Source organism: Paracoccus homiensis (assembly GCF_900111675.1).
Lineage (GTDB): Bacteria > Pseudomonadota > Alphaproteobacteria > Rhodobacterales > Rhodobacteraceae > Paracoccus > Paracoccus homiensis.
Genome location: NZ_FOHO01000007.1, coordinates 101,692 through 122,546, shown reverse-complemented (window position 1 = coordinate 122,546; position 20,855 = coordinate 101,692). Strand labels below are relative to the sequence as shown.

The following is a 20,855-nucleotide window of genomic DNA, read 5'->3' as shown; positions in this document are numbered from 1 at the left end:
GACTTTATGAAGTCTTCGGGCATGAGTTAGGGACCTGACTCTTATTTCCCCGCAACCCATTGATTTCGTTGAGTGCACAGTTGGCGCTGTCATATGAGTCAGGCCTCACTCATATGAGTGAGGTCGTCCTCGAGCCCCTCCGGGTAGACCCAGACGGCGGGGTTTTCGACCTGCAGGCAGAGCCCGGACTGGGGGCATTTGAAGTGGCTGGGCAGGACCGGACGGGCGGTTGTGGTGACCTCGCCGGTGGCCGGATCGATCTCCTCGACGGGCGTGCCGAACTGCATGCCCTCCACGCAGAGGTAGCCGAACCGCGACCGGGTGATGGGGAAACCGAACCCAGAGGGGTCGCGCAGGAACTTCACGAAGCCCTTGGTCGCCAGCACGCTGAGCCGCTCGCGGATGGTGTGCTTGCTGCCCAGGCCGCCCCGGTTCTCGAAGGTCTCGGCGAACTGCATGGCGGTGTAGAGGCGCTCGCTTGCCGCCTCATCCAGCAGCATGCCGAGGATGACATCGTGCTTGCGCAGCCGTTCGGCATCGAGCCTGGCGCCGACCTCCTTGCGCACCAGGCGCTCGTTCATCGGGTTCAGCTCGACCCACTCGCCCTTCACCTTGTCGATCAGCTTCCCTGGCAGCGCGGGCCCGTTTCGAAGCTCGATCTCCAGCCTGCGGACGGTGCTGTCCTCGTCGGGTCGGTGCATGAGCAGCCCGGAGGTGTAGAAACCCCGCAGCGCGCTGGCGCCGGAGAGGGCGAGGAACGGGTCGTCCTTGACCTGATGCTTGCTGGCCTTGCGGGTGTGGTGGGCGAGGATGACGCCCGCCTCCGGATTGACCGCCTCGCGCAGTAGCTCCACCCGGTCCTTCAGGAAGAACATCATGGCGGTGTTGTCGTTCTCGCCGCCGCCGTCTGGTCCACCGTCGAAGAGGTTCCGGATCGGGTCGATGACGATGATGTCGGGCGGCGCGTCGGGGAATGCGACCCGGATCGGGTCGGCCACGCGGGCGACGCCCTCGGCGTCGAGCAGCAGCTTCAGCTTCGGGGTGGCGATGAAGGTGTCGCGCGCGGCGGCGATCACGGTGGCGGGCAGCGCGATCTGCTGCATGCGCTCGCGCAGATAGTGATACTGGATCTCGGCTTGAAGGTAGAACACGCGCAGCGGCCGGGGCGGCGTGAAGCCGAGGAAGGGCACGCCTGCCGCCATGTGCACGAGCCAGGAGATCAGGAAGTCGCTCTTGCCGACCTTGGGCGCGCCGCCCAGCACCAGGAGCCCGCCAGGTGTCAGCACGCGGGGGCCGATGATGTCCTCCGGCATCGGACTGGTGTCGTCGAGCAGCGCGCCGAGGCTGAATGTCGGCAGCGGGCTGGCCGGAGCATCGATGTGGGCTGCGCGCAGGAGCGGCGGACCGTTGCGCTTCACATGCAGCGCCCAGAGCCGTTCGGACTCGGCCTTCAGCCGATCAAGCGGCCAGGACGGGCGCAGCATGGCGGCGTTGTAGCCGCAGATCGCCTCCCAGCCCGCGAACGGGTCGAGGCGACCCTCGTGCACGAGGCGCACGTAATGGCCGATGGCGGCGCTGGCCCCCTGGAACCGGGACCAGTCGTCAACCGCGCCTTCGCGCACCGGCGTCGTGAGCACCGCGTCGATGCCGGGCTTCGCGGTCGGCGCGGCAACGTGGCTCTCGAAGCCCACACCGGGCAGCGGCGGCATCTCGGCGACCTTCTCGGCGAAGTCCGCAAGGTCGACTTCGACGTCACGCTGTTCGCGGATCTGCACGAGGCGCTGGTGGCCGTGCTTGTGATAGACGGTGCCGGGCACCCGGATCGGCTGGTGCGCCGAGCGGAAATGCGTGTCGCCGCCGACCTTCACGGCGATCTCGCCGCGCAGGCGGCAGAGGGTGGTCAGATCTTCGCCCTCGGCGGGTTCGGTCAGTTTCCACCAGACATGGAGCTTGGCCGCACCCTCGGGCGTCCGCCCGCCGCTCTCGATGATCAGCGTGGGCGCGCCTAGGTGGCGGGTGACATGGTCGAGCTTGGCCGGGATATCGCCCGCGTCGAGATCGACGACGATGGCCTGCATCTGCAGCACGTCGGCGGCGCGTGCCTGGCCCTGTTCCTCGACCGTGCCGGGGATGACATAGACGGCGGCACCCTCGCGGTTCGCCCATCCGGCGAAGGTTGCGAGTTTCTCGGGCGCGCTGTCGTCGCCCGGGATCCAGATGTTGTGCGGCTTGCCGTCCCGGCCCTGACCCTTGTCGACGAAGCCGCGTAGCGGGATCAGCCCCTCGCACCAGCTGAACACGGTGTCGAGGAACACGGCGATCTGCTCGGGATCAGGGTCGCAGCCGAAGGGGTTCTCGGACGGTGGCCCGTCGTTGAAGTCCATCCACGGGTTGAAATGCAGGATGCCGTCGTCGCTCATGCCGGCAGCCTCCAGCAGCGCTCGGACCAAGGGCAGAAGCGGCAATCGAAGAAGTCGGGCGTGGTGGCGACGCGGGGCAGCAACTCGCCCGCATCGGTCGCCTGCAGGATCCGCACGCCCCGGTCGGACATGCGCTGCGCGAGATCGGCGTCGAAAGGCACCAGCTCATGGTGCATTTCGGCCGTGTCCTTGTTGATCGCGGTGAAGAGCGCGGGCGCGGCGCTGATGCCGGGCACGCTGGTTTCCATGTAGGCTTGATAGACCGCGATCTGGGCGGCATAGACCGGCTTCGACTTGCTCACGCCGTCCTTGACGCAGGCGCGCCAGTTCTTGGCGTTCATGGTCTTGCATTCCCAGAGCGCGGGAACGGCGAGACCGAAGCCTTCGGGCCCGGCCGCGATGATGCCGTCGACATGACCGCGGATGCGTCCGCCCGCGACGGAGAAGCCGAACTGGCCGCCATCTGGCCGGTTGCCCTTGCGGGTGTAGAGGTCGAAGCCCGCGCCGCGCAGCCAGGCGACGGCCAGATCCTCGAGCGCATGGCCGATGGCGAAGATGCGCAGCGACTGGCCCGAGAAGTCCTGGCCCTCGTCCTTCGGCGTCGCCGTGAACTCGAACTGCAGGGCCCGCTCGCAGGCATGGCCCAGGCGTGAGCCTCCGAGATAGTCGCGGGGCGGCCGCATGGCCTGATCGGCGGTGAGCGCCTGATCGACGGCGGCGTTGACCCGGTCAGCGAAGCTGGGGCGGCGGTTATAGTCCAGCATGCTGTCCTCCCTCGTAGCTGCGGTGGGCGAGCCCGTGGCAGGTCGAGCAGAGCCATTCGACCGAGAGCGGCGCGTCATAGTCGTGGTGATGCGCTTCGAGGTCGGTCACGCAGCCACATCGCTGACACCAGACCGGCACGACGATCCGACAAGCCTTGACGGCACGCCTGACGATGCTGTGGGCCCGATATTTCTCGGCGTGGCGCAGGCGATAGCGACGCTGCGCCTCCCGATGCTTCTCGGGATTGCGGAAGTTCTGCGCATAGGCACGCTGGTATTCCCGGCGGCAATCCCGGCACCAGGTCTGCCGACCATCGGGACTGAGCCGGCGGCGTCCGAACTCGCAGACGTCCTTCTTGACGCCGCATTTCGTGCAGAGCTTGGTCAAAACGGCACCTCCGGCGTCTGCGCCCGGGCGATGTCGGACATGGCCTCGCGGAAGCCCTCGACGGCTTCCTCGATCAGCGCGCGCACCTGCGCCTCGGTCAGTTCGCCGAGCGGTGTGGCCCAGCCGATCTCGTCCATCAGCAGCGCCATGCGCTTCATGGTGGCGGTGATCGCGGCGCGCTCCTCCTCGGTCAGGTCAACCATGGCGAAACGCTCCCGCGCCAGACGCGTCCAGAAGGACTGGCAGGACATCGAGCAGAACCAGACCGAAGGCCGGGGCTGCTTCGACCGGTGCGGATCGAACCAGCCAAAACCACGGGTGGGTTGCCGGCAGACAGCACAGAGCGTCCCACGCGGATGCCAGAGCCGCCGCCGGTCCTCGGCCGTGATGGGGGTGGAGGAGGTCATGGATCATGCCGCCCTCCGTTCGGGGCTGGCCGAGTTGTCGATCAACTGGCGGATAGCGCGCTTGTTGAAGCCGAAGGTCATCAGCGCGGAGGCGCGGTAGCGCGTCAGGCCGAAGTCATGCCGGCACTCGGGCGGCAGGTACTGCAGCTGCTTCTCGGTCGGCGGCTGGCGCAGCCAGGACCGGGTCTTGAAGGCGCTCTCGTCGGTCTCGTGGGTGTTCAGCCAGTCGTCTGCCTGCGCGAGGCAGACCGTGCGCTCGCCGACACCCAACAGGTGAGGGCGTTCGCCCTTCGCCCCGCCGATGGCGTACCAGACCCCATCCAGCCAGAAGATGCCGCCCCAGGCCGCGAAGCCTGTTGCCATTAGCGCATCGTCGGTGCCGTAGAGGTCGACCCACGCGAAGCTGGACCGCTTCAGCAGGTCGATCTCCGTCATCATGAAGCCCGAGAGCGGCGCGGCGTCCCCGCCTTCGCCCGCATCCAGATCCTCGCGGGGGAACGCCTCACCGCAGAGCGGGCATTCTGTGGCAGCCAGCGGGATCTCCGCCTCGCAGGCAGGACAGGTCTTTGTCGGCGCCGCGCCGGTTTCGGTCTTGCCGTCGAGATCGACATCCTGTTCCAGCGTGCCGTGGATCAGGCTCGAGGTGCCGAAATCCAGCACGATGCAGTCGGTCTTGACGATTCCGGGATGTTCCTCGGGGTCGACGGTGCGCAGGCCGCGCCCGACCATCTGGATCATCGTGGACTTGTAGGAGCTGGGCCGCAGCAGCACGACGCAGGAGGTGGGCGGATGGTCCCAGCCCTCGGTCAGCACCGCCACGTTGACCACGACGCGGATGTCCCCCGCGGCGTAGTCGGATAGGATCGCCTTGCGGGTCTCGGCCGCCAGATCGCCGTGGATCAGCGCGGCGGAAACGCCCGCTGCCCTGAACGCCTCAGTGACGTGTTCGGCGTGCGCGACGGTGGAGCAGAACACCACGGTCTGCCGGTCGCCTGCCTTCTCCTTCCAGTGGCGGATCACCTCGTCGGTGACGGGGGCGCGGTCCATGATGCCCGCCACCTCCGCCATGTCGAAATCCGACATCGTCTTGCGGACCGAGCGGAGCTCGTCCTGCACACCCACGTCGATGACGAAGGTGCGCGGCGGCACCAGATGGCCCGAGGCGATCAACTCGCCCAGCCGCACCTGATCGGCGACATTGTCGAAAACCTCGCGCAGGCTCTTCCTGTCGCCACGGTTCGGCGTCGCCGTGACCCCGAAGATGCGGGCGTCGGGATTGGCTTCGCGCACCCGGTCGATGATACGGCGATAGCTATCGGCGACGGAATGGTGCGCCTCGTCGACAACCAGCAGGTCGAGACGCGGCATGTCGGCGAGGTTAGAGGCGCGCGCCAGCGTCGGCACCATGGCGAAGGCGACCTGGCCGCCCCATGACTTCTCCGTGGCGTCGATGACGGAGGTGGCGACGCCAGGCACCACGCGCTGGAACTTGGCGCGGTTCTGCGCCGTCAGCTCGTCGCGATGGGCCAGCACGCAAGCCTTGGCGCCGTCGCCGATCATCTCGCCGGTGACCGCCGAGAGCATGATGGTCTTGCCCGCACCGGTGGGCGCCACGCCCAGCGTGTTGCCGCGGGAGGCGAGCGCAGCCACGCTGCGCTCGACGAAGGTCTTCTGGCGGGGGCGCAGGCGCATGATCGGTCTCCCCCTTACTGCGCCCAGCTCGGCCGCCCGGCGGCGCCGGGGGCGGACGCGGGCTGACTGGGCTGGGTGGCCGTGGCGGGCTGCTGCGGGGCGTGGCCCTGCGCCGGGGCGGCAGTGAACTGCGGCGCGGCCGTGCCCATCAGCGCGGCGTAGTCGCGGTGATCGGGGGTGACAGCAGCGCGGATCTCGTTCTTGTCCTCGCCGTTGGTGTCGGTGCCGATGTCGATGCGGGCGATGAACTCGACCCCGTCGAGATCGCCGAAGCCGTTGATGCGGCGGCGCGCCTGCGCCTCGGGCGAGTTGTCCTTGTCGGACACGCCGCGCGCCGAGTTGAGGATGCCGCGGATCAGGCCGCGCCCCATGTTCGCCCAGTCGGGGCCCTTGGGGCTGTAGAGGCCAATCAGCGACCAGACCTTGCGCCGGGCATAGGGACCCTCGACCACCGTGTATTCGGCGTCGAGATAGACGGCGCCGGTGGCGGCGCGGCGCGCCCAGCCGCCGGTCCAGCCCTGCGAGGGGTCGTCGAAGCCGCCGGGGCGGAGCGTCAGGCGCACCTTGGCGAGCGTGCCCTTGGGGATGACGTTGGTGTTGGATTGGGCGGAGTTGAAGTCGTTCCAGGGTCCGGACATTGCGCGGCTCCTTATCTGTTGCAGGATGGGACGCGCAGCGGCGTCAGAAGGGGAAAGCCACCCCGGCGACCGGATCGGGACACCGGGCATGGCGAGATGCGCTCAGCCATGGCCGGGCTCCTGCGCGGGCGCGGGATCGGCCGGGGTCACCGGCGGCCAGGTCAGACGTTCGGAGGCAGGCGCCGCGGGGCGCTGGATCTTCTCCATCAGCCGTCCGAGATGCGGGGCCTCGACCCTGTCGAGGCGACCGGAGCGATCCTTGGCCGGATAGCCCCAGGGGTTCAGTGTCTGGCAGACGAAAGTGCGCTGCGGCTGGCCGCCGGGGTCCGGGATGTCGGCCATGGTGATGACCTGGTCGACGATGCCGGGCAGCTCGAGCCCGGTCTTCGAGCCGTCGATCTGCGGCTGGAAGACCTTGCGATTGAAGTCGTCGAGCCGCTCGTCGAGGATGCCGACGAACCAGACATGCTTGCCGCGCGTGTGCTGCAGGTGGGTCAGCCAGCCGATCATCTCGCGGCCATGCAGACCGTAGGCGCCGCGGATGTCGGGCTTGCCGGTCTTCTCGGAGAACGCTTCGGGCTGCCCACGGCACCACTGGAAGCAGAGCCGCCCGGCCACGGTGATCGAGTCGATGAAGACGGTCTCGTATTTCCCGATCACCGCCGAGTCGCCGTAGCGCCCGCAGACCTCGTCGAAATGCGCCTGGCTGTAGGGCTGGTCCTCGCGCAGCGCCGGGTTCGGCCCGCCGATGAACACCGCGAAGTCGCGGCATTCCTTCCAGGTGCGGGGCCGGAGCGTGTCGATCTCCAGCCCCTCGACCGCCAGGTCGCCAGCCTCGAGATCGAGGAAGAGCGTTGTCGAGGCGTTCAGCGTCCAGAGCAGGCTGGTCTTACCGATGCCGGACCGGCCGAAGATGACGCCCTTGATGCCCTTGCGTTGCGCGAGCCGTTCGTCGGCGCCGATGATGGGAAGGGCCATCACTGGCCCTCCTTCTTCATCACCGCCGTGGCGGCGCGATCGGCGCCGATGCACCCCGCCTCGCGGGCGAGCTTGTAGAGCCGCTTCAGCGCATCGGCGCGTCGGTAGGCGGCCGTGCTCTCGCGCTCCGCCTCCACGATCGCGAAGGCGATCTCGTCGACGGTCGCCTCGGCGACCGGCAGCGGCTCGCGCGGCTCGTCACCGGGGCGTTGCGGGAAGGCGATGGTTTCGGGGAGGTCTTCGAGGGCGTAGCTCGCCGCGCGAAGACGGGTGATGTCGTCCGGCTGGTCCGGCATGGCGGTTCTCCGTGGGATGAGGTGATCGAGGAGGCGCATCAGGCGGCCTCGCGGACGTCGGGCGCGGGCTCGGCGACGTAGATCGCCAGGAGCGGCGTCCCGTCGGCGTGGGTGCCGGCGTCCTCGATCTGATAGTTGCGGTTGGGCTCGCAGACCTCGGTCAGCTCCCAGCGGCGATAGAGCCCCGGAAGACGCCTGAAATCCTCGAGCGACAGATCGGCAGTGCGGTTCATGCGTGTCTGCTTTCGGTTGGAGGGAAGGCGCTCGGGGCGCTCGAATGGGAAAAGCCACCAGCGGCGCCGGATCGGGACATCGGCTCAGGGGATTTCCTGGAGGGCGTCGTGCAGGCGGCGCATCGCGCGTTGGTACCGCTTGCGGGCTGCGGCCTCGGTCAGGCCCAGTTCGGCTCCCGCCTCGGCTTGCGAGAAACCCTCGATCGCCACGCGGATCACCAGCAGGGCGTCATCGCCGAGCAGCTTCCGCACGGCGCCGTTCAGCCGTGCGTACCCGTCCGCGCCGATCCCGCTGTCGCCGCTGTCCGCCACCTCGTCGGGGTCGGCGCCGCTGGCGAGCTGTTCGCGTGCCTGGTCGCGCTGGCGCACGCGGATCATGTCGCGCTCGACGTTGCGCAGCACCGTGGCCGCGATCCAGTTGACGCGGCCGAGGTCGAGTCCGCGGACAGCCTCGGTGGTGCGCGCCAGTACGTCGGACGCGACTTCGTCGGCGCTGCCGAGCCTGCGCCAGAGCGACCGGCGTCGTATGGCGTCGAGGCCGGGCCAGAGCGCCAGCAACAGCAGCGTCAGGGCGCAGTCGGACGCGGGCCCGTCGCCCTGAGCCGCCCCGACCAGCGCGGAGAGGATCACGTTCTTTCGGGCCGGATCGCCGGGCGTGCGGTGCAGCCCGTCCAGCAGGGCCGCCGGATCCCGGAACGGTGCGAGGGCGGTCTGCGCACGCCGGACGGCGTCGAAACTGCGCTGGAAGTGAAGGTTCGTGGATGAATGCATGAGGTGATCACGGATCTCGTGCCACGCGAAGGACATCGGACGCCTGCCTTGCGGCCAGGCGTCCGGCGCCTTCTCGTGGCCAGGTCAGGACGTCGCGCGTCTCTGCGATTTCAGGGGGTTGGGTGAATGTGCGCCTCAGCGCGCGGGTGCGGTCGCGTTGTTCAGCGTGCCGCAGCCGCGGCAGGTGGCCTGAACCGGGAAGCCCACGAGATACTCGTGCCCCCGCGCGAAGCGCAGGTGCATGCGGCCGTCCCGGCAGACGCCGAGCAGCTTTTCACAGCGCGTGCAGCGCCATTCCGAGTTGGTGGTGGTGGGTTTGGTCGTCGCGGCGCCGGCCCAGCTCGTCGGGGCTGCCTGGCGCAAGGGAAAGGGAGTCGGCATGGAAGTGCTCCTCTGATGTGGAGCCCTTCCAATAATCAGCGGTTTGTTAGACCGTCCCGCCCGAAACCCTAGATGAACTCTAGATCACGCGGTGTCGGTCGCCTCGCCGAGACGCCAATAGCGATTGCTTGAGCCGTGCCGGATGTAAGTCGGATGCGCCTTCGCCCATGCGCCGGAAGAGAACAGCTGTCTGGGATTGTCGGACCCCATCCCGTCCATCAGGACCTTGGTCAGCCGCTGGCCTGTGCCATCGGTCGCCGCTTCAACAAGGCTTTCGAAGAGTTGGATCTGGCCCGCGCCGTCGAGCGGGAGCGGCTCGAGACCAGGGATGATGAGCGTCGCAGAGCGAGGCGTGTGTCGCACAACCTGAGCGACTTGCGCAGAGGTCGCCAGCGTTCGGTTTGCCTCGAAGCGCCGGGCCATTTCCTCTCGGTCCAGATCGCCGAGGCTTCCGTCGTTCAGCAGCAGGTCGCGCAGCGCGATAACGACGTTCGGCCCGAGGAATTGCGGCGGCTCATCGGAAACGGCGAGTACGAGACCGGGACCCGCTGTATGCCGCGACCGAAGCGTAGTCTCCACACTCTCGCGGGCTTTCAGATCGGCAAGGCGGCGCGCGAGGTAAAGCGGGACCTTTCGCTCACCCAGTGCCATCGACCCAAGCGAGACGAGGAACTCATTGATGGTTTCGATGTTCCTGATGCCGAGAGAGCCAGCTATCGCCTTGAGGATGGTTTCGGCGAGCCATGCTCGATCAATCCCGTACTCGATCGCATTGGTGTCAAGACGCAATCCGTCCGCCTCCCCAAAGGAACCGGTTTGTCGAACCGTCCCTGGCTCCGGACCCGTTTGCTGCTCAACTTCGACAACCTCATCGTCATCCTCGGCGAGCCCAATCACCTGCCGCCCTTTGCGGGCAATCAATCTCGCACTGACCAGGCGCGCTGGATCGACGCCCGCGGAGTTGAAGAAAGAACCTGCGACAGTGTCGCCGGGCAGGTCGTACAGCGACAGCAGAAAGCCGAACCACTGCGCCCGTTCCTGATCGGTGAGTGTCCGCAGGTTCTGCGTAAGACCCCAGTGTTCGAGCAGTCGGAACCCGAGGTCCCGAAGGAACGGATCGCGCATGCTCTGCACGTCCGAACTGCTGCCATCCGAGATCGAGACCCGGAAGGTTCCCTCCTTTCCGTCCGATCGACGGGTGTAACCAATTGCGATGGCGATTTTTGTGAAGCCGAAACTCCGGATTAGGTTGGCTGAATTGGAGACGTATTTCCGGACAACGTCCTCCATCTTGTCCTTTATGGTCACCTTGATATTCAGTCTTCGGCCCCACGAGCCGAGGCGGACCTCGGCCTCGACTACCGCCGCCATCGTGATCTCGACGTCCTCGAGATCCGGACAATCCAGATCGAAGGAAGACCTGAAGCGTTCGAGGTTGAATTCCCGGCGGGTCAACGGCTTGGCCGACGGCGGGCGCCCTAGAACGACCTCCGCGAAGACCTTAGAGGTCTTTTCGCGAACGTCGCTGCTGGCAGACGCGACCTCGATTTTCTTCAGCTGGGGTGTGTAGATCAGGACAGCCTCATGCGAGGGCCTGTAGTAATGGACGGTCCAGCCCCCTTCCTCGCGATGATTGTCGATACTCGACAGGGGCCCGGGATGGCGCAGGGCGACCATGAAGGACGGCGGATAGTTGGCGGTCTCGGGCAATTCGAGGACGGACGCGGTGACCTTGCCCTTCAGTCCCAGAGCTTCCTGAACAGCGTCACAGAGCTTCTCGTCAGGAATTCCGTCTGTGTCGGCAACAGAAGCGTGGTCGAAGTCCACTTCGCAGCATGTGTAGTACGTCCGCCGTTCTCGATAGCGCCGCGCGGCATAGAAGCTCTGGGCGTCGTGGAAGTGCATCGGGAAGACCGTGCGCATCCAGATGCTCTTACACAGCAGGTCAGGCTGGGACTCATACTGGTCGTAGTCGACATTCTGCAGCCGTTGGCCCGCAACCGTTTCGAGTGAGGTCGCTCCCTTGTCCTGGCCCATGTCGAGCAGAGCGCCAGCGATGCCCTCAAGTAGCCCGATGATTTCCTTGTCCTCCGAACGCAGGTACGCACTCAGCGCTGCCTTGCCCTGATCATCGGTCGTGCCCTCAGTGATTTCGGGGGGAGCGAGAAGAGTGTCGTCGGGCCGTTTGAAGCTGGCGAGAAACTGCCGGACCAGCGCAGCGGGGGCGCCCTGAAGGATACTCCCGAGGTTCGGTCCGAATTCGCTCTTCCTCCGCGCCATGAACTCACCTCAATGAACAACTGCTCTCGATTGATTCAACCCACGATAATCATGGACATATCCGTGATCGGCAAGCCCTGATGTTCTCTCCCTGTTCGCATTTCTGCATTCCGTTCGTCTGAGATGTCCTGTCCCGGGCGGCTGGGTGGCTTTTGATCGGTAACGACACCACCGAGCATAGCCACCGAGACATGAAACGCCCGAACCCGCTCCCTCCCGACCACATGACGCCCGCCGAGCGCCGCGCCGAGCTCTGCGGCCTGTTGGCGCTCGGGCTTGTTCGGTTGCGCATGCGGGAGAAGGGCGAAGTATCTGACGATACTGGAGAAAGTTGCCTACACTATCCGCCCGACCAATGCCGTCATGCAACTCCAACTCAACGGAGAAACGCATGAACAAGCCCGATCCCATCCCCGCGCGCCTCGCCGCGCTGAAGACCACGCCGACGCCCGACCTGAAGAGCCAGTGGCGCGAGCTTTTCGACAGCGAGCCGCCGCCGTTCAACCGGCGCTACCTGGAAAGCCGCTTGGCTTACCGCATCCAGGAACTGGCCTATGGCGGGTTGAAGCCCGAGACGATCCGGCGGCTGGAGCGGCTGGGCGAGGAACTCGACGGCGGCGAAAAGAAGAAGCGCGGCATACGTCTCGACCGCGACCGCCCGATCACCGGCACGCGGCTGCTGCGCGAATGGCAGGGTGTCGAGCAGGTCGTCACCGTCACGACCGACGGCTTCGAGTGGCAAGGTCGGCCGTACAAGTCGCTGTCCGCCATCGCGCGCGCCATCACCGGCACGCGCTGGAATGGGTGGACCTTCTTCGGGCTGAAGAACCACAGGGGGCGGACATGACGAAGTCGCCGGAAAAATCGAAGGTCGTCCGCAAGCTGCGGTGTGCCGTCTACACCCGGAAATCCTCCGAGGAAGGACTGGAGCAGGAGTTCAACTCGCTCCACGTCCAGCGGGAGGCCTGCGAGGCATACATCGCCAGCCAGCGGTCCGAGGGCTGGGTGCTGGTCCGCGATCAGTATGACGACGGCGGCATCTCGGGCGGCACGCTGGAACGGCCCGGCCTGAAGCGGCTGCTGGAGGACATCGAGGACGGGCTGGTCGACGTGGTCGTGGTCTACAAGATCGACCGCCTCAGCCGGTCGCTCGCCGACTTCGCCAAGCTGGTCGAGGTGTTCGACCGGAACGGCGTGACGTTCGTCTCGGTCACGCAGTCGTTCAACACCACCACGTCGATGGGGCGGCTGACGCTGAACATCCTGCTCAGCTTCGCCCAGTTCGAGCGCGAGGTGACTGCCGAGCGCATCCGCGACAAGGTCGCCGCCAGCCGCAAGAAGGGTATGTGGATGGGCGGCGTCCCGCCCTACGGCTATCGCGTCGAGAACCGGAAGCTGGTCATTGACGAAGAGGCCGCCGCGCATGTGCGTTGGATCTTCGCCCGCTTCCTCGAGATCGGCTCCTGCACGGAACTGGCGCGCGAGGTCGGTGCGCGCGGCATTCGGACGCCGCGCGGCAACCGCATCGACAAGAAATACATCTACCGGATGCTCAGTAACCGCGCATACATCGGCGAGGCGGTCCACAAGGGCGACAGCTATCCCGGCGAGCATGACGCGATCATCGATCGCGAGACGTGGGACCGGGTGCACGCGATCCTGCAGGAAAGCCCGCGCAAACGCGCGGCCCGCACACGCGCCGAGACGCCGGCGCTGCTGAAGGGGCTGCTATACGGGCCAGATGGCGCGGCCTTCTCGCCGACGCACACGCGCAAGGGCGACAGGCTCTACCGCTACTACGTCAGCCAGACGGTGCTGAAGCACGGCGCTGGATCTTGCTCGGTCGGCCGCGTGCCCGCAGGCGAGATCGAGGCGGCCGTCATTGATCAGTTGCAGGCCGTCTTCCGCCAGCCGGAGATTGTTGCAGGGACATGGAAGGCAGCGCGTACCCACGCCGACGACATCACCGAAGCCAACGCTCGCATGGCCTTGCAGCAGCTCGATCCGCTGTGGGACGAACTCTTCCCCGCCGAGCAGGCACGCATCGTGACATTGCTGGTCGAGCGCGTCGACATCGGCACAAACGGGTTGAACGTCCGGCTGCGCGTCGACGGCCTCGGCGGTCTAGCACGCGAGATGCTGGTAGGTGGAATTGGAGAAGCTGCGTGACACGCGGCGCGCCAGTCCCCAACACCGTGACACTCCACGTCCCGTTCCGCATCGTGAAGCGCGGCGGGCGGAAGGAGATGCAGTTGCCGGAGGGTGCCGCGCAACCGCGGCGAACGGACAACACGCTCGTCAAGGCGCTGGCACGCGCGTTCCGCTGGAAACGGATGCTGGAGTCGGGTGAGTACGCTACCATCGCCGAACTGGCCGAGCGGGAGGGCATCGCGCCCTCCTACATGACCCGCGTCCTGCGCCTGACACTTCTCGCGCCCGACATCGTTGAGGCTATCCTGGATGGGAAGCAGGGGCCGGAGTTGACGCTGGCGCGCGTGCTGGAACCTTGTCCTGCAGCGTGGAACGAGCAGCTTCAGCGCCTTCAGGTCGACACCGACGCTTGAACTCCACCTGAAAAGTTCACGCGAGGGGTTGATCGCCAAAATTCGTATAGTTTATATACCCATCATCAAACGATTCTGGTGGGCGCTCTCGTCCCACCTGCTCAACGAGGACCTGCAATGCGCTGGGGTGTCGAAAAACGGTTGGAGTTCATTGAATTCCGCCTCTTTTGGGAGGGGGGGATCAACCGTGCCGACATCGTGGACCAGTTCGGCGTGTCCGTGCCCCAGGCCTCAAAGGACCTGACACTCTACGAGGAGAAGGCACCGGGAAATCTGATCTACGACAAGAGCGCCAAGCGCTACAAAGCGGCGGACGATTTCAAGCCTGTTTTCATGCAGCCCAATGCATCCACGTACCTCGCGCATCTGCGCGAGACTAACGGAGGAGCGTCTGGTGTAACCGAAGCCTGGCTTGCATCGGCGCCCGAGCATGATGCCCTGCCTATCCCACACCGGCGCGTGGAGGCCGACGTCCTTCGCGATGTGCTCAAGGCCATTAGAGAAGGCCATTCCATCGAGGTCTTCTACCAGTCGATGAGTGCCAAGAAGCCCAGCCCCGAGTGGAGGCGGATTTCTCCCCACGCTCTCGGCAATGACGGACTGCGCTGGCATATCCGTGCCTTCTGTCACATCGACCACAAGTTCAAGGACTTCATCCTCTCGCGATGCATGAAGACCCGAAAGCAAGGACTATCCGGCGCGTCCGCGAATGACGACAAGCTTTGGCATGATCGCTTCGTGGTGGCGCTCGCACCGAATCCAGCCCTGAGCGAGAGCCAGCGATCGATCATCGCTCAAGATTATGAAATGACGAACGGGCGCACCGAAGTCATGGTGCGAAAGGCGCTGCTCTACTACTTCCTGAAGCGTCTCCGTTTAGATGTCGCAGACAAGCTGGACAACCCCCACGAAGTCCCGGTCGTGGTCGCCAACCGCGCTGCCTTTGACGCCGCGCTCGCGGAGGCAATGGCATGAAGTCTGTCAATTTCGAGATCCTTCGTGACGGCTGGCCTGAACTTGCAGGTCTTGGCGCCTTTGCAGAAGCATATGCTCACGCTGATCCTGCCAGCGCACTCGTCAAGCTTCGGCTCTTCGCAGAAAATCTGACGAAGGATATCTACCGCGAGCTCCGGCTGCCAAAGCCTGACTTGCCCACATTCGTCGATCTCTTGAAGAACGACGCCTTCATTGCAATCACGCCGAAGGTTGTGCTCGACAAACTCCACGCTTTGCGGATGCACGGCAACAAAGCCGCGCATGGCGAACCTGTAAGGAGCCAACACGCGCTATGGCTGCTCAAGGAGGCACACGATCTCGCTCGCTGGATGTGTGTTCGGTATGGGAAAGCGAAAGCAGACCAACTTCCCGTCTTCCAGCAGCCGGCCATTCCCGGTCAGGTTGAGGAGCGGGAACGGCGCCAGGTCCTCGAAAAACTGGCGGCGCAGGAAGCGCAGATGGACGCGCTGCTTTCGGAGCTCGAAGAAGCGCGCTCGAAAGCAACCGCCGCCCAGAAGAAAGCGGCTGAGCTCAAGCAGCTAGCAAGCTCGGCACAGGCAGCGGCCGATGAACTTCAGTTCAGCGAGGCAGAAACCCGAACGCGCCTCATCGATAGCATGTTGGCGAGCGTCGGCTGGGATATCGCAGAAGGCGTCAAGAACACGACCCAAGTGGGCAAGGAAGTCGAGGTCGACGGACAACCTACGGCTACGGGCATCGGCTACGCCGATTACGTGCTGTGGGATGACAACGGGAACCCGCTGGCCGTGATCGAGGCGAAGAAGACCTCGACCGATGCCGAGCTTGGTCGGCATCAAGCGAAACTCTATGCCGATAGCCTTGAAAAGCGGTATGGGCACCGCCCGGTCATCTTCTACACGAACGGCTTTGACATCTGGATTTGGGACGACGCGCAGGACTTTCCTCCGCGGAAGCTCTATGGCTTCTACTCCAAGGACAGCCTTCAGCATCTGGCCAACTACCAGCGGCACAACAAACAGCCCCTCGACACAGTCGCGATCAGCGATCAGATCGTGGATCGGCTGTACCAGCTCGAAGCGATCAAAAGAGTTTCTGAGCGGTTCTCACAGAAGCACCGTCGGGCGCTGGTGGTTCAGGCCACTGGTACAGGCAAGACACGCGTTGCGATCGCGTTGACGGACCTTCTGATCAAAGCCGGTTGGGTCAAGCGGGTCCTCTTCCTCTGCGATCGCAAAGAACTCAGGAAGCAGGCCAAGAACGCCTTCAACGATTTCCTTTCGGAGCCCACGCGGATCATCACATCACGCGTGAGGACGAACGCCAGTGAGCGCGTCTTCCTTGCGACCTACCCCGCGATGCAAAAGGTCTTCCAGTCTTTTGACCCTGGCTTCTTCGACCTCATCATCGCGGATGAATCTCATCGAAGCATCTACAACGTCTACGGAGACATCTTTCACTATTTCGACTGTCATCAGGTGGGGCTTACCGCGACGCCGGTCGACTTCGTTACGAGGAGCACCTTCCGCCTCTTTGGGTGCGAAGGGCAGCTTCCCACGTCGAATTACGATCTCGAACAGGCGGTTCAGGAAGGCTACCTGACCCCATTCGAGGTCTATGAGCACACGACGCAGTTTCTCCGCGACGGCATCACCCTCGATGGCCTGTCGCCGCAGCAGATCCAGGAGCTCGAAGACCAGGGGGAGGACCCGGCGCAGTATGACTTCTCGTCAGAGCAGATCGACAAGGTCATCTACAACAAGGACACCAACCGCGCGATCCTCCGAAACCTGATGGAAAACGGGATCAAGGATGCGACCGGACAAATCCTAGGAAAGAGCATCATTTTTGCACGCAACCATCAGCATGCGATGCTGATGCGTCAGCTCTTCGATGAAATGTATCCGCAGTACGCCGGCAAGTTCTGCCAGGTGATCGACAACTACGATCCGCGTGCCGAGCAGTTGATCGACGATTTCAAGGGCGAAGGTACCAACAACGATCTGACCATCGCGATCTCGGTCGACATGCTCGATACCGGGATCGACATCCCGGAGATCGTGAACCTGGTTTTCGCGAGGCCCGTCAAATCGCCAGTGAAGTTCTGGCAAATGATTGGCCGAGGCACGCGTCTCTGTCCGGACCTGTTCGGCCTCGGCCAGCACAAGACCGTGTTCCGCATCTTCGACCATTGGGGCAATTTTGCTCGCTTCGAGATGGGCTATCGCCCTGCCGAGCCCACGCAGGGCAAGCCGCTTGCTCAGTTGGTCTTCGAGGAGCGGCTGAACGTTGCGGAGATCGCCCTTCAGAAAAGCGAAATCGCGGCCTTCGACGCTGTCATCAAGCTGGTGGAGCAAGACATGAATGCCCTGCCGGAAGAATCCATCGCGGTTCGGGAGAAATGGAAGGAGAAGCGCGCGCTATCTCGTCCTGAGGTATTAAAGGCATTTGCCCCAGCGACGGTCGCCAGGCTGCGCCAAGAGATCGCCCCGTTGATGCAATGGCGAAACATTCGTGGCTTTGGTGACGCCCTTGCACTCGACCTACTTATCGCGCGCATGCAGATTGCGGTGCTTCGTGGCTCGGGTGAGATTTCCGATCTGAAGATCGAACTCCTTGACCGCCTGGCATCTCTCCAGATGCACTTGAACCCGGTGCGCGAGAAGGCCGAAGTCATCAAGCGCGTGAAGTCTGATGTCTTCTGGCAGGATGTAACGGTCGCTGATCTGGAGGATGCACGCCTCCAGCTTCGTGAGATCATGCATCATCGCGCCAGGGGTGGCTCGAAGGGCATTCCCCCGAAGGTGGTCGATATTACCGAGGATGCCGGGCAGATGCAGTACGCTCGTCGCTCGGCAAGCCTGAAATCTGTCGACATGAAAGCCTACCAGCAGATCGTCGAAGCGGAGCTCAAAAAGCACTTCGAGACCAACCCGGTCCTCAAGAAGATCCGCGCCGGCGAGGCCGTGTCCGACCGCGAAATCGACTCGCTCGTGTCGCTCATTCTGACGCAGCACCCGGACGTGCGGCGCGAGCACCTTGAGGAGTTCTTCAGCGAGACCGCTGGTCCGCTCTATCTCGCTATCCGGATGATCGTCGGGATGGATCCCGAGGCGGTGCGAGAGAAGTTCACCGCCTTCGTCCAGAAGCATCCAAAGCTGAGCGCGAAGCAGACACGCTTCCTCGCACTGCTTCAAAACCACATCGCGCGGTACGGCACCATCGAGGTCGAGCGGCTCTACGACGATCCTTTCACTGTGGTCGACGCCGACGGACCGGACGGCGTGTTCGAGGACGAGGCCGACCTCACCGATCTCATCAACATCGTGCGCTCCTTCGGCCCTCTGGCCGAGGAGCGCCCGGACGACAACCCGAACGAGAGGAAATCATAAATGGTCACGGGTGAGCTCAAGCGGCGCGTCGACGCGCTCTGGACGGAATTCTGGCAGGGCGGGATAACCAACCCGCTGACGGTGATCGAGCAGATCACGTTCCTGATGTACGCGCGCCTCCTCGACATCAACGAGGCGCGGGACGAGAACCGCCAGAAGCGGACGGGCAAACCTTTCCAGCGCCGCTTCAAGGAGGACGAGCAGCACCTGCGCTGGTCGCAGTTCCGGCACCTGGGATCCGAGCGGATGCTTCCCCTCGTGCGCGACAAGGTTTTCCCGCACTTCCGCACCACTGTCGCCAGCGGCACGGCCTTCGCCGAGTTCATGAAGGACGCGCAGCTGATGATCCAGAAGCCCGGACTTCTGGTGAAGGCCGTGAACATGATCCACGAACTGCCGCTGACTGAGGGCGACACGAAGGGCGACCTCTACGAGTACCTGCTCAGCAAGCTGACCACGGCCGGCATCAACGGGCAGTTCCGCACGCCGCGGCACATCATTCGATTGATGGTCGACATGCTGGAGCCCAAGCCGACCGACGTGATCGGCGATCCCGCCTGCGGCACCGGCGGCTTCCTCGTGAGCGTCATGGAGTATCTGCTCGAGACCTATACCTCGCCCGAGGCGGTGATCGAGGAGAAGGACCCCGAGACCGGCGCGGTCGAGAAGATCTTCACCGGCGACCTGCTCGAGGACCAACGTGAGCACATCCGAAGCAGCATGTTCCATGGCTTCGACTTCGACGCCACCATGCTGCGGATCGCGGCGATGAACCTCATGCTGCACGGTGTCGACGATCCTGACATCCACTATCAGGACACGCTGAGCACCGGCTTCACGGACAAGTTTCCGAGGCAGGCGAGCGAGGGTTTCGACGTCATCCTCGCCAACCCGCCCTTCAAGGGCAGCCTCGATTTCGAGGATGTGCACTCGGGACTCCTCCGTCAGGTCAAGACGAAGAAGACCGAGCTGCTCTTTATCGCGCTGATCCTACGTATGCTGAACACCGGCGGCCGGTCAGCGACCATCGTGCCCGACGGTGTCTTGTTCGGCTCCTCTGGCGCGCATCGTCAGCTGCGTCAGCTCCTGGTGGACCAGAACCAGCTGGAGGCCGTGATTTCGCTGCCCAGCGGCGTGTTCAAGCCATATGCAGGCGTGTCCACCGGCATCTTGGTCTTCACCAAAGGTGGGCGGACCGACAATGTATTCTTCTATGACCTCAAGGCCGATGGTCTATCCCTCGACGACAAAAGGGAACCGGTAGCAGAGAATGATCTGCCGGACTGCCTCGCCCGCTGGCGGTCTCGTGATCCTCAAGTTGATGGGGATCGAAGCTCGCAGGCTTTCTTCGTGCCTGCAGACGAAATTCGCCAGAACGGCTATGACCTATCGTTCAAACGGTACTTTGACAGGCCGCATGAAGAGGAGGAGCGTGAGGCACCGCAGTTAATCCTCGATCGAATCATCAAACTGAACGAAGAAATTGCGTCAGAAATTTCTGATATCGAGGCGCTGCTAGTATGAAGAGTGTCCCCATTCTTGACGTTGCGGATGCCGTAGCGAGCGGACCAGCTGAGTTCGCTGGCACAAAGCAGTACTTTGCTACTGCAGACGTCAACGGATCTGACCTCCTAGACGGGACAGAGGTAACGTTCGATGGTCGCCCATCTCGTGCAAACTTGGTTGCACAGCAAAATGATGTTCTGTTTGCAAAGATGCAAGCGACCGACAAAGTGGTGCATGTGAACTGTAGGACCGAAAGCGCCATTTTTTCAACTGGCTTCTTCAATCTCCGCGCGAAGCGAGATGTTCTGGATTCCAGATTCCTTTTCTGGTTCCTAAGAAGCCCCCAATTTCAATTCGAAAAGGACAAACGTTGCACCGGCGCAACCCAAAAAGCGCTTACACTTTCAGGGCTTAGGGAAATTCTGCTTCCAAGCATCCCGGATATTGGGCAGCAGAAACGCTTAGCAGCAATCCTGGACAAGGCAGATAATGTAAAGCGGAAACGCTCACTTTCGCTTCAGTCTCTGCATGAATTGATTGTGTCAGAGTTCGTTTCCAGATTCGGAAATGCCGCAACAAATCCCAAGAAACTGCCGACCGCGCCGATCAAAGAATTTGGGAAAGTAGTCACGGGAAACACCCCGCCGCGAAAGAACCCATCGAACTTTGGCAAAAATATTGAGTGGATTAAATCTGACAACATCAATACTCCGAGCCATTTTTTGACGCCCGCAGAGGAGTGGCTCAGCGAAGTCGGGCGAAAAATTGGTCGGACAGCTCCAGCTGGCTCCACTCTTGTGACGTGCATCGCTGGGAGCCCTAGTGTGATAGGAAATGCCGCGTTGGCCGACAGAGAAGTCGCATTCAACCAGCAAATTAACGCTGTGATCCCAGGCCACGAGACTGATCCCTTCTTCCTCTATTGTCAGTTCCTTGTCTCGAAGAGCCTTGTTCAGGCTGCTTCGACCAACTCGATGAAGGGAATGGTGAGCAAGGGGAAGTTCCAAGAGATCAAATTTCTTAAACCGTCTCCCGAGGAGCAGCGTGATTTTGGGAACTTCTTTTCGCGAACGACGTCGCTTGGCGGGCGCTTGGAAGAGTCACAGAGAGATTGCAACGCATTTTTCGACTCGCTCATCACGAGCGCTTTTCGTGGTGAGCTTTGAGGGT

The 20,855-nt window shown here is 63.6% G+C and carries 19 protein-coding genes; 7 read left to right on the top strand and 12 right to left on the bottom strand.

Features of this window, described 5'->3' with window-relative positions:
* Window positions 1–98: 98 nt before the first annotated feature.
* The 12 genes from BMX67_RS11330 to BMX67_RS11280 form a co-directional block, all read right to left on the bottom strand.
* Window positions 99–2,420 (bottom strand): AAA family ATPase, encoded by a 2,322-nt coding sequence (locus BMX67_RS11330; protein WP_245739432.1) that lies wholly within the window; start codon window positions 2,418–2,420, stop codon window positions 99–101.
* Complete coding sequence (locus BMX67_RS11325; RefSeq protein WP_090734981.1) at window positions 2,417–3,184, bottom strand: PD-(D/E)XK nuclease family protein; 768 nt, start codon at window positions 3,182–3,184, stop codon at window positions 2,417–2,419. The genes BMX67_RS11330 and BMX67_RS11325 overlap by 4 nt, the downstream gene beginning before the upstream one ends.
* A complete protein-coding gene (locus tag BMX67_RS19335) occupies window positions 3,171–3,572 on the bottom strand; it encodes a hypothetical protein (protein ID WP_139206505.1) in 402 nt (133 codons plus the stop codon). Before BMX67_RS19335 ends, BMX67_RS11325 begins: the two co-directional genes overlap by 14 nt.
* Entirely contained in the window at window positions 3,569–3,979 is a 411-nt protein-coding gene (locus BMX67_RS19880; RefSeq protein ID WP_245739431.1) for a DUF6511 domain-containing protein, read from the bottom strand. Before BMX67_RS19880 ends, BMX67_RS19335 begins: the two co-directional genes overlap by 4 nt.
* A 3-nt stretch (window positions 3,980–3,982) precedes the next feature.
* Window positions 3,983–5,671: a DEAD/DEAH box helicase gene (locus tag BMX67_RS11315; RefSeq protein WP_090734979.1), complete on the bottom strand. Its 1,689-nt coding sequence runs from the start codon at window positions 5,669–5,671 to the stop codon at window positions 3,983–3,985.
* Between the two features lie 14 nt (window positions 5,672–5,685).
* The gene (locus BMX67_RS11310) at window positions 5,686–6,309 is read right to left on the bottom strand and encodes a hypothetical protein (RefSeq protein ID WP_090734977.1); all 624 of its coding nucleotides are present in this window, start codon (window positions 6,307–6,309) and stop codon (window positions 5,686–5,688) included.
* A 102-nt stretch (window positions 6,310–6,411) separates the two neighbouring features.
* Entirely contained in the window at window positions 6,412–7,287 is an 876-nt protein-coding gene (locus BMX67_RS11305) for an ATP-binding protein (protein ID WP_090734976.1), read from the bottom strand.
* Window positions 7,287–7,583 carry a hypothetical protein gene (locus BMX67_RS11300; protein ID WP_139206502.1) on the bottom strand — a complete coding sequence of 99 codons (297 nt, stop codon included), beginning with the start codon at window positions 7,581–7,583 and terminating at the stop codon, window positions 7,287–7,289. Before BMX67_RS11300 ends, BMX67_RS11305 begins: the two co-directional genes overlap by 1 nt.
* Before the next feature lie 38 nt (window positions 7,584–7,621).
* On the bottom strand, window positions 7,622–7,816 hold the full coding sequence (locus tag BMX67_RS11295; RefSeq protein ID WP_090734972.1) for a hypothetical protein: 195 nt from the start codon (window positions 7,814–7,816) through the stop codon (window positions 7,622–7,624).
* Between the two features lie 84 nt (window positions 7,817–7,900).
* A complete protein-coding gene (locus BMX67_RS11290; protein ID WP_090734970.1) occupies window positions 7,901–8,623 on the bottom strand; it encodes an RNA polymerase sigma factor in 723 nt (240 codons plus the stop codon).
* A gap of 99 nt (window positions 8,624–8,722) precedes the next feature.
* Window positions 8,723–8,968, bottom strand: a complete 246-nt coding sequence (locus BMX67_RS11285) for a hypothetical protein (protein ID WP_090734968.1) — start codon at window positions 8,966–8,968, stop codon at window positions 8,723–8,725.
* 84 nt (window positions 8,969–9,052) lie between these two features.
* Window positions 9,053–11,248, bottom strand: a complete 2,196-nt coding sequence (locus BMX67_RS11280; RefSeq protein WP_090734966.1) for a hypothetical protein — start codon at window positions 11,246–11,248, stop codon at window positions 9,053–9,055.
* 391 nt (window positions 11,249–11,639) lie between these two features.
* On the opposite strand from BMX67_RS11280, the gene BMX67_RS11270 reads away from it, so the two are divergent.
* The 7 genes from BMX67_RS11270 (at window position 11,640) to BMX67_RS11240 (ending at window position 20,851) form a co-directional block, all read left to right on the top strand.
* The gene (locus BMX67_RS11270) at window positions 11,640–12,095 is read left to right on the top strand and encodes a DUF2924 domain-containing protein (protein WP_090734965.1); all 456 of its coding nucleotides are present in this window, start codon (window positions 11,640–11,642) and stop codon (window positions 12,093–12,095) included.
* A complete protein-coding gene (locus BMX67_RS11265; protein ID WP_090734963.1) occupies window positions 12,092–13,417 on the top strand; it encodes a recombinase family protein in 1,326 nt (441 codons plus the stop codon). Before BMX67_RS11270 ends, BMX67_RS11265 begins: the two co-directional genes overlap by 4 nt.
* Window positions 13,414–13,812, top strand: a complete 399-nt coding sequence (locus tag BMX67_RS11260) for a hypothetical protein (RefSeq protein WP_090734962.1) — start codon at window positions 13,414–13,416, stop codon at window positions 13,810–13,812. The genes BMX67_RS11265 and BMX67_RS11260 overlap by 4 nt, the downstream gene beginning before the upstream one ends.
* 117 nt (window positions 13,813–13,929) lie before the next feature.
* On the top strand, window positions 13,930–14,787 hold the full coding sequence (locus BMX67_RS11255) for a BrxR family helix-turn-helix transcriptional regulator (protein ID WP_090734960.1): 858 nt from the start codon (window positions 13,930–13,932) through the stop codon (window positions 14,785–14,787).
* The gene (locus BMX67_RS11250; protein WP_090734959.1) at window positions 14,784–18,179 is read left to right on the top strand and encodes a DEAD/DEAH box helicase family protein; all 3,396 of its coding nucleotides are present in this window, start codon (window positions 14,784–14,786) and stop codon (window positions 18,177–18,179) included. Before BMX67_RS11255 ends, BMX67_RS11250 begins: the two co-directional genes overlap by 4 nt.
* Window positions 18,180–19,703 carry a type I restriction-modification system subunit M gene (locus BMX67_RS11245; RefSeq protein WP_090734957.1) on the top strand — a complete coding sequence of 508 codons (1,524 nt, stop codon included), beginning with the start codon at window positions 18,180–18,182 and terminating at the stop codon, window positions 19,701–19,703.
* On the top strand, window positions 19,700–20,851 hold the full coding sequence (locus tag BMX67_RS11240; RefSeq protein ID WP_090734955.1) for a restriction endonuclease subunit S: 1,152 nt from the start codon (window positions 19,700–19,702) through the stop codon (window positions 20,849–20,851). The genes BMX67_RS11245 and BMX67_RS11240 overlap by 4 nt, the downstream gene beginning before the upstream one ends.
* Window positions 20,852–20,855: the final 4 nt, after the last annotated feature.

Coding starts and splice junctions, on each gene's coding strand:
- BMX67_RS11280 (WP_090734966.1), bottom strand. CDS start 11,248: ATGGCGCGGAGGAAGAGCGAATTCGGACCGAACCTCGGGAGTATCCTT.
- BMX67_RS11270 (WP_090734965.1), top strand. CDS start 11,640: ATGAACAAGCCCGATCCCATCCCCGCGCGCCTCGCCGCGCTGAAGACC.
- BMX67_RS11305 (WP_090734976.1), bottom strand. CDS start 7,287: ATGGCCCTTCCCATCATCGGCGCCGACGAACGGCTCGCGCAACGCAAG.
- BMX67_RS11240 (WP_090734955.1), top strand. CDS start 19,700: ATGAAGAGTGTCCCCATTCTTGACGTTGCGGATGCCGTAGCGAGCGGA.
- BMX67_RS11290 (WP_090734970.1), bottom strand. CDS start 8,623: ATGTCCTTCGCGTGGCACGAGATCCGTGATCACCTCATGCATTCATCC.
- BMX67_RS11295 (WP_090734972.1), bottom strand. CDS start 7,816: ATGAACCGCACTGCCGATCTGTCGCTCGAGGATTTCAGGCGTCTTCCG.
- BMX67_RS19880 (WP_245739431.1), bottom strand. CDS start 3,979: ATGACCTCCTCCACCCCCATCACGGCCGAGGACCGGCGGCGGCTCTGG.
- BMX67_RS11300 (WP_139206502.1), bottom strand. CDS start 7,583: ATGCCGGACCAGCCGGACGACATCACCCGTCTTCGCGCGGCGAGCTAC.
- BMX67_RS11330 (WP_245739432.1), bottom strand. CDS start 2,420: ATGAGCGACGACGGCATCCTGCATTTCAACCCGTGGATGGACTTCAAC.
- BMX67_RS11315 (WP_090734979.1), bottom strand. CDS start 5,671: ATGCGCCTGCGCCCCCGCCAGAAGACCTTCGTCGAGCGCAGCGTGGCT.
- BMX67_RS11245 (WP_090734957.1), top strand. CDS start 18,180: ATGGTCACGGGTGAGCTCAAGCGGCGCGTCGACGCGCTCTGGACGGAA.
- BMX67_RS11250 (WP_090734959.1), top strand. CDS start 14,784: ATGAAGTCTGTCAATTTCGAGATCCTTCGTGACGGCTGGCCTGAACTT.
- BMX67_RS11265 (WP_090734963.1), top strand. CDS start 12,092: ATGACGAAGTCGCCGGAAAAATCGAAGGTCGTCCGCAAGCTGCGGTGT.
- BMX67_RS11325 (WP_090734981.1), bottom strand. CDS start 3,184: ATGCTGGACTATAACCGCCGCCCCAGCTTCGCTGACCGGGTCAACGCC.
- BMX67_RS11285 (WP_090734968.1), bottom strand. CDS start 8,968: ATGCCGACTCCCTTTCCCTTGCGCCAGGCAGCCCCGACGAGCTGGGCC.
- BMX67_RS11310 (WP_090734977.1), bottom strand. CDS start 6,309: ATGTCCGGACCCTGGAACGACTTCAACTCCGCCCAATCCAACACCAAC.
- BMX67_RS11255 (WP_090734960.1), top strand. CDS start 13,930: ATGCGCTGGGGTGTCGAAAAACGGTTGGAGTTCATTGAATTCCGCCTC.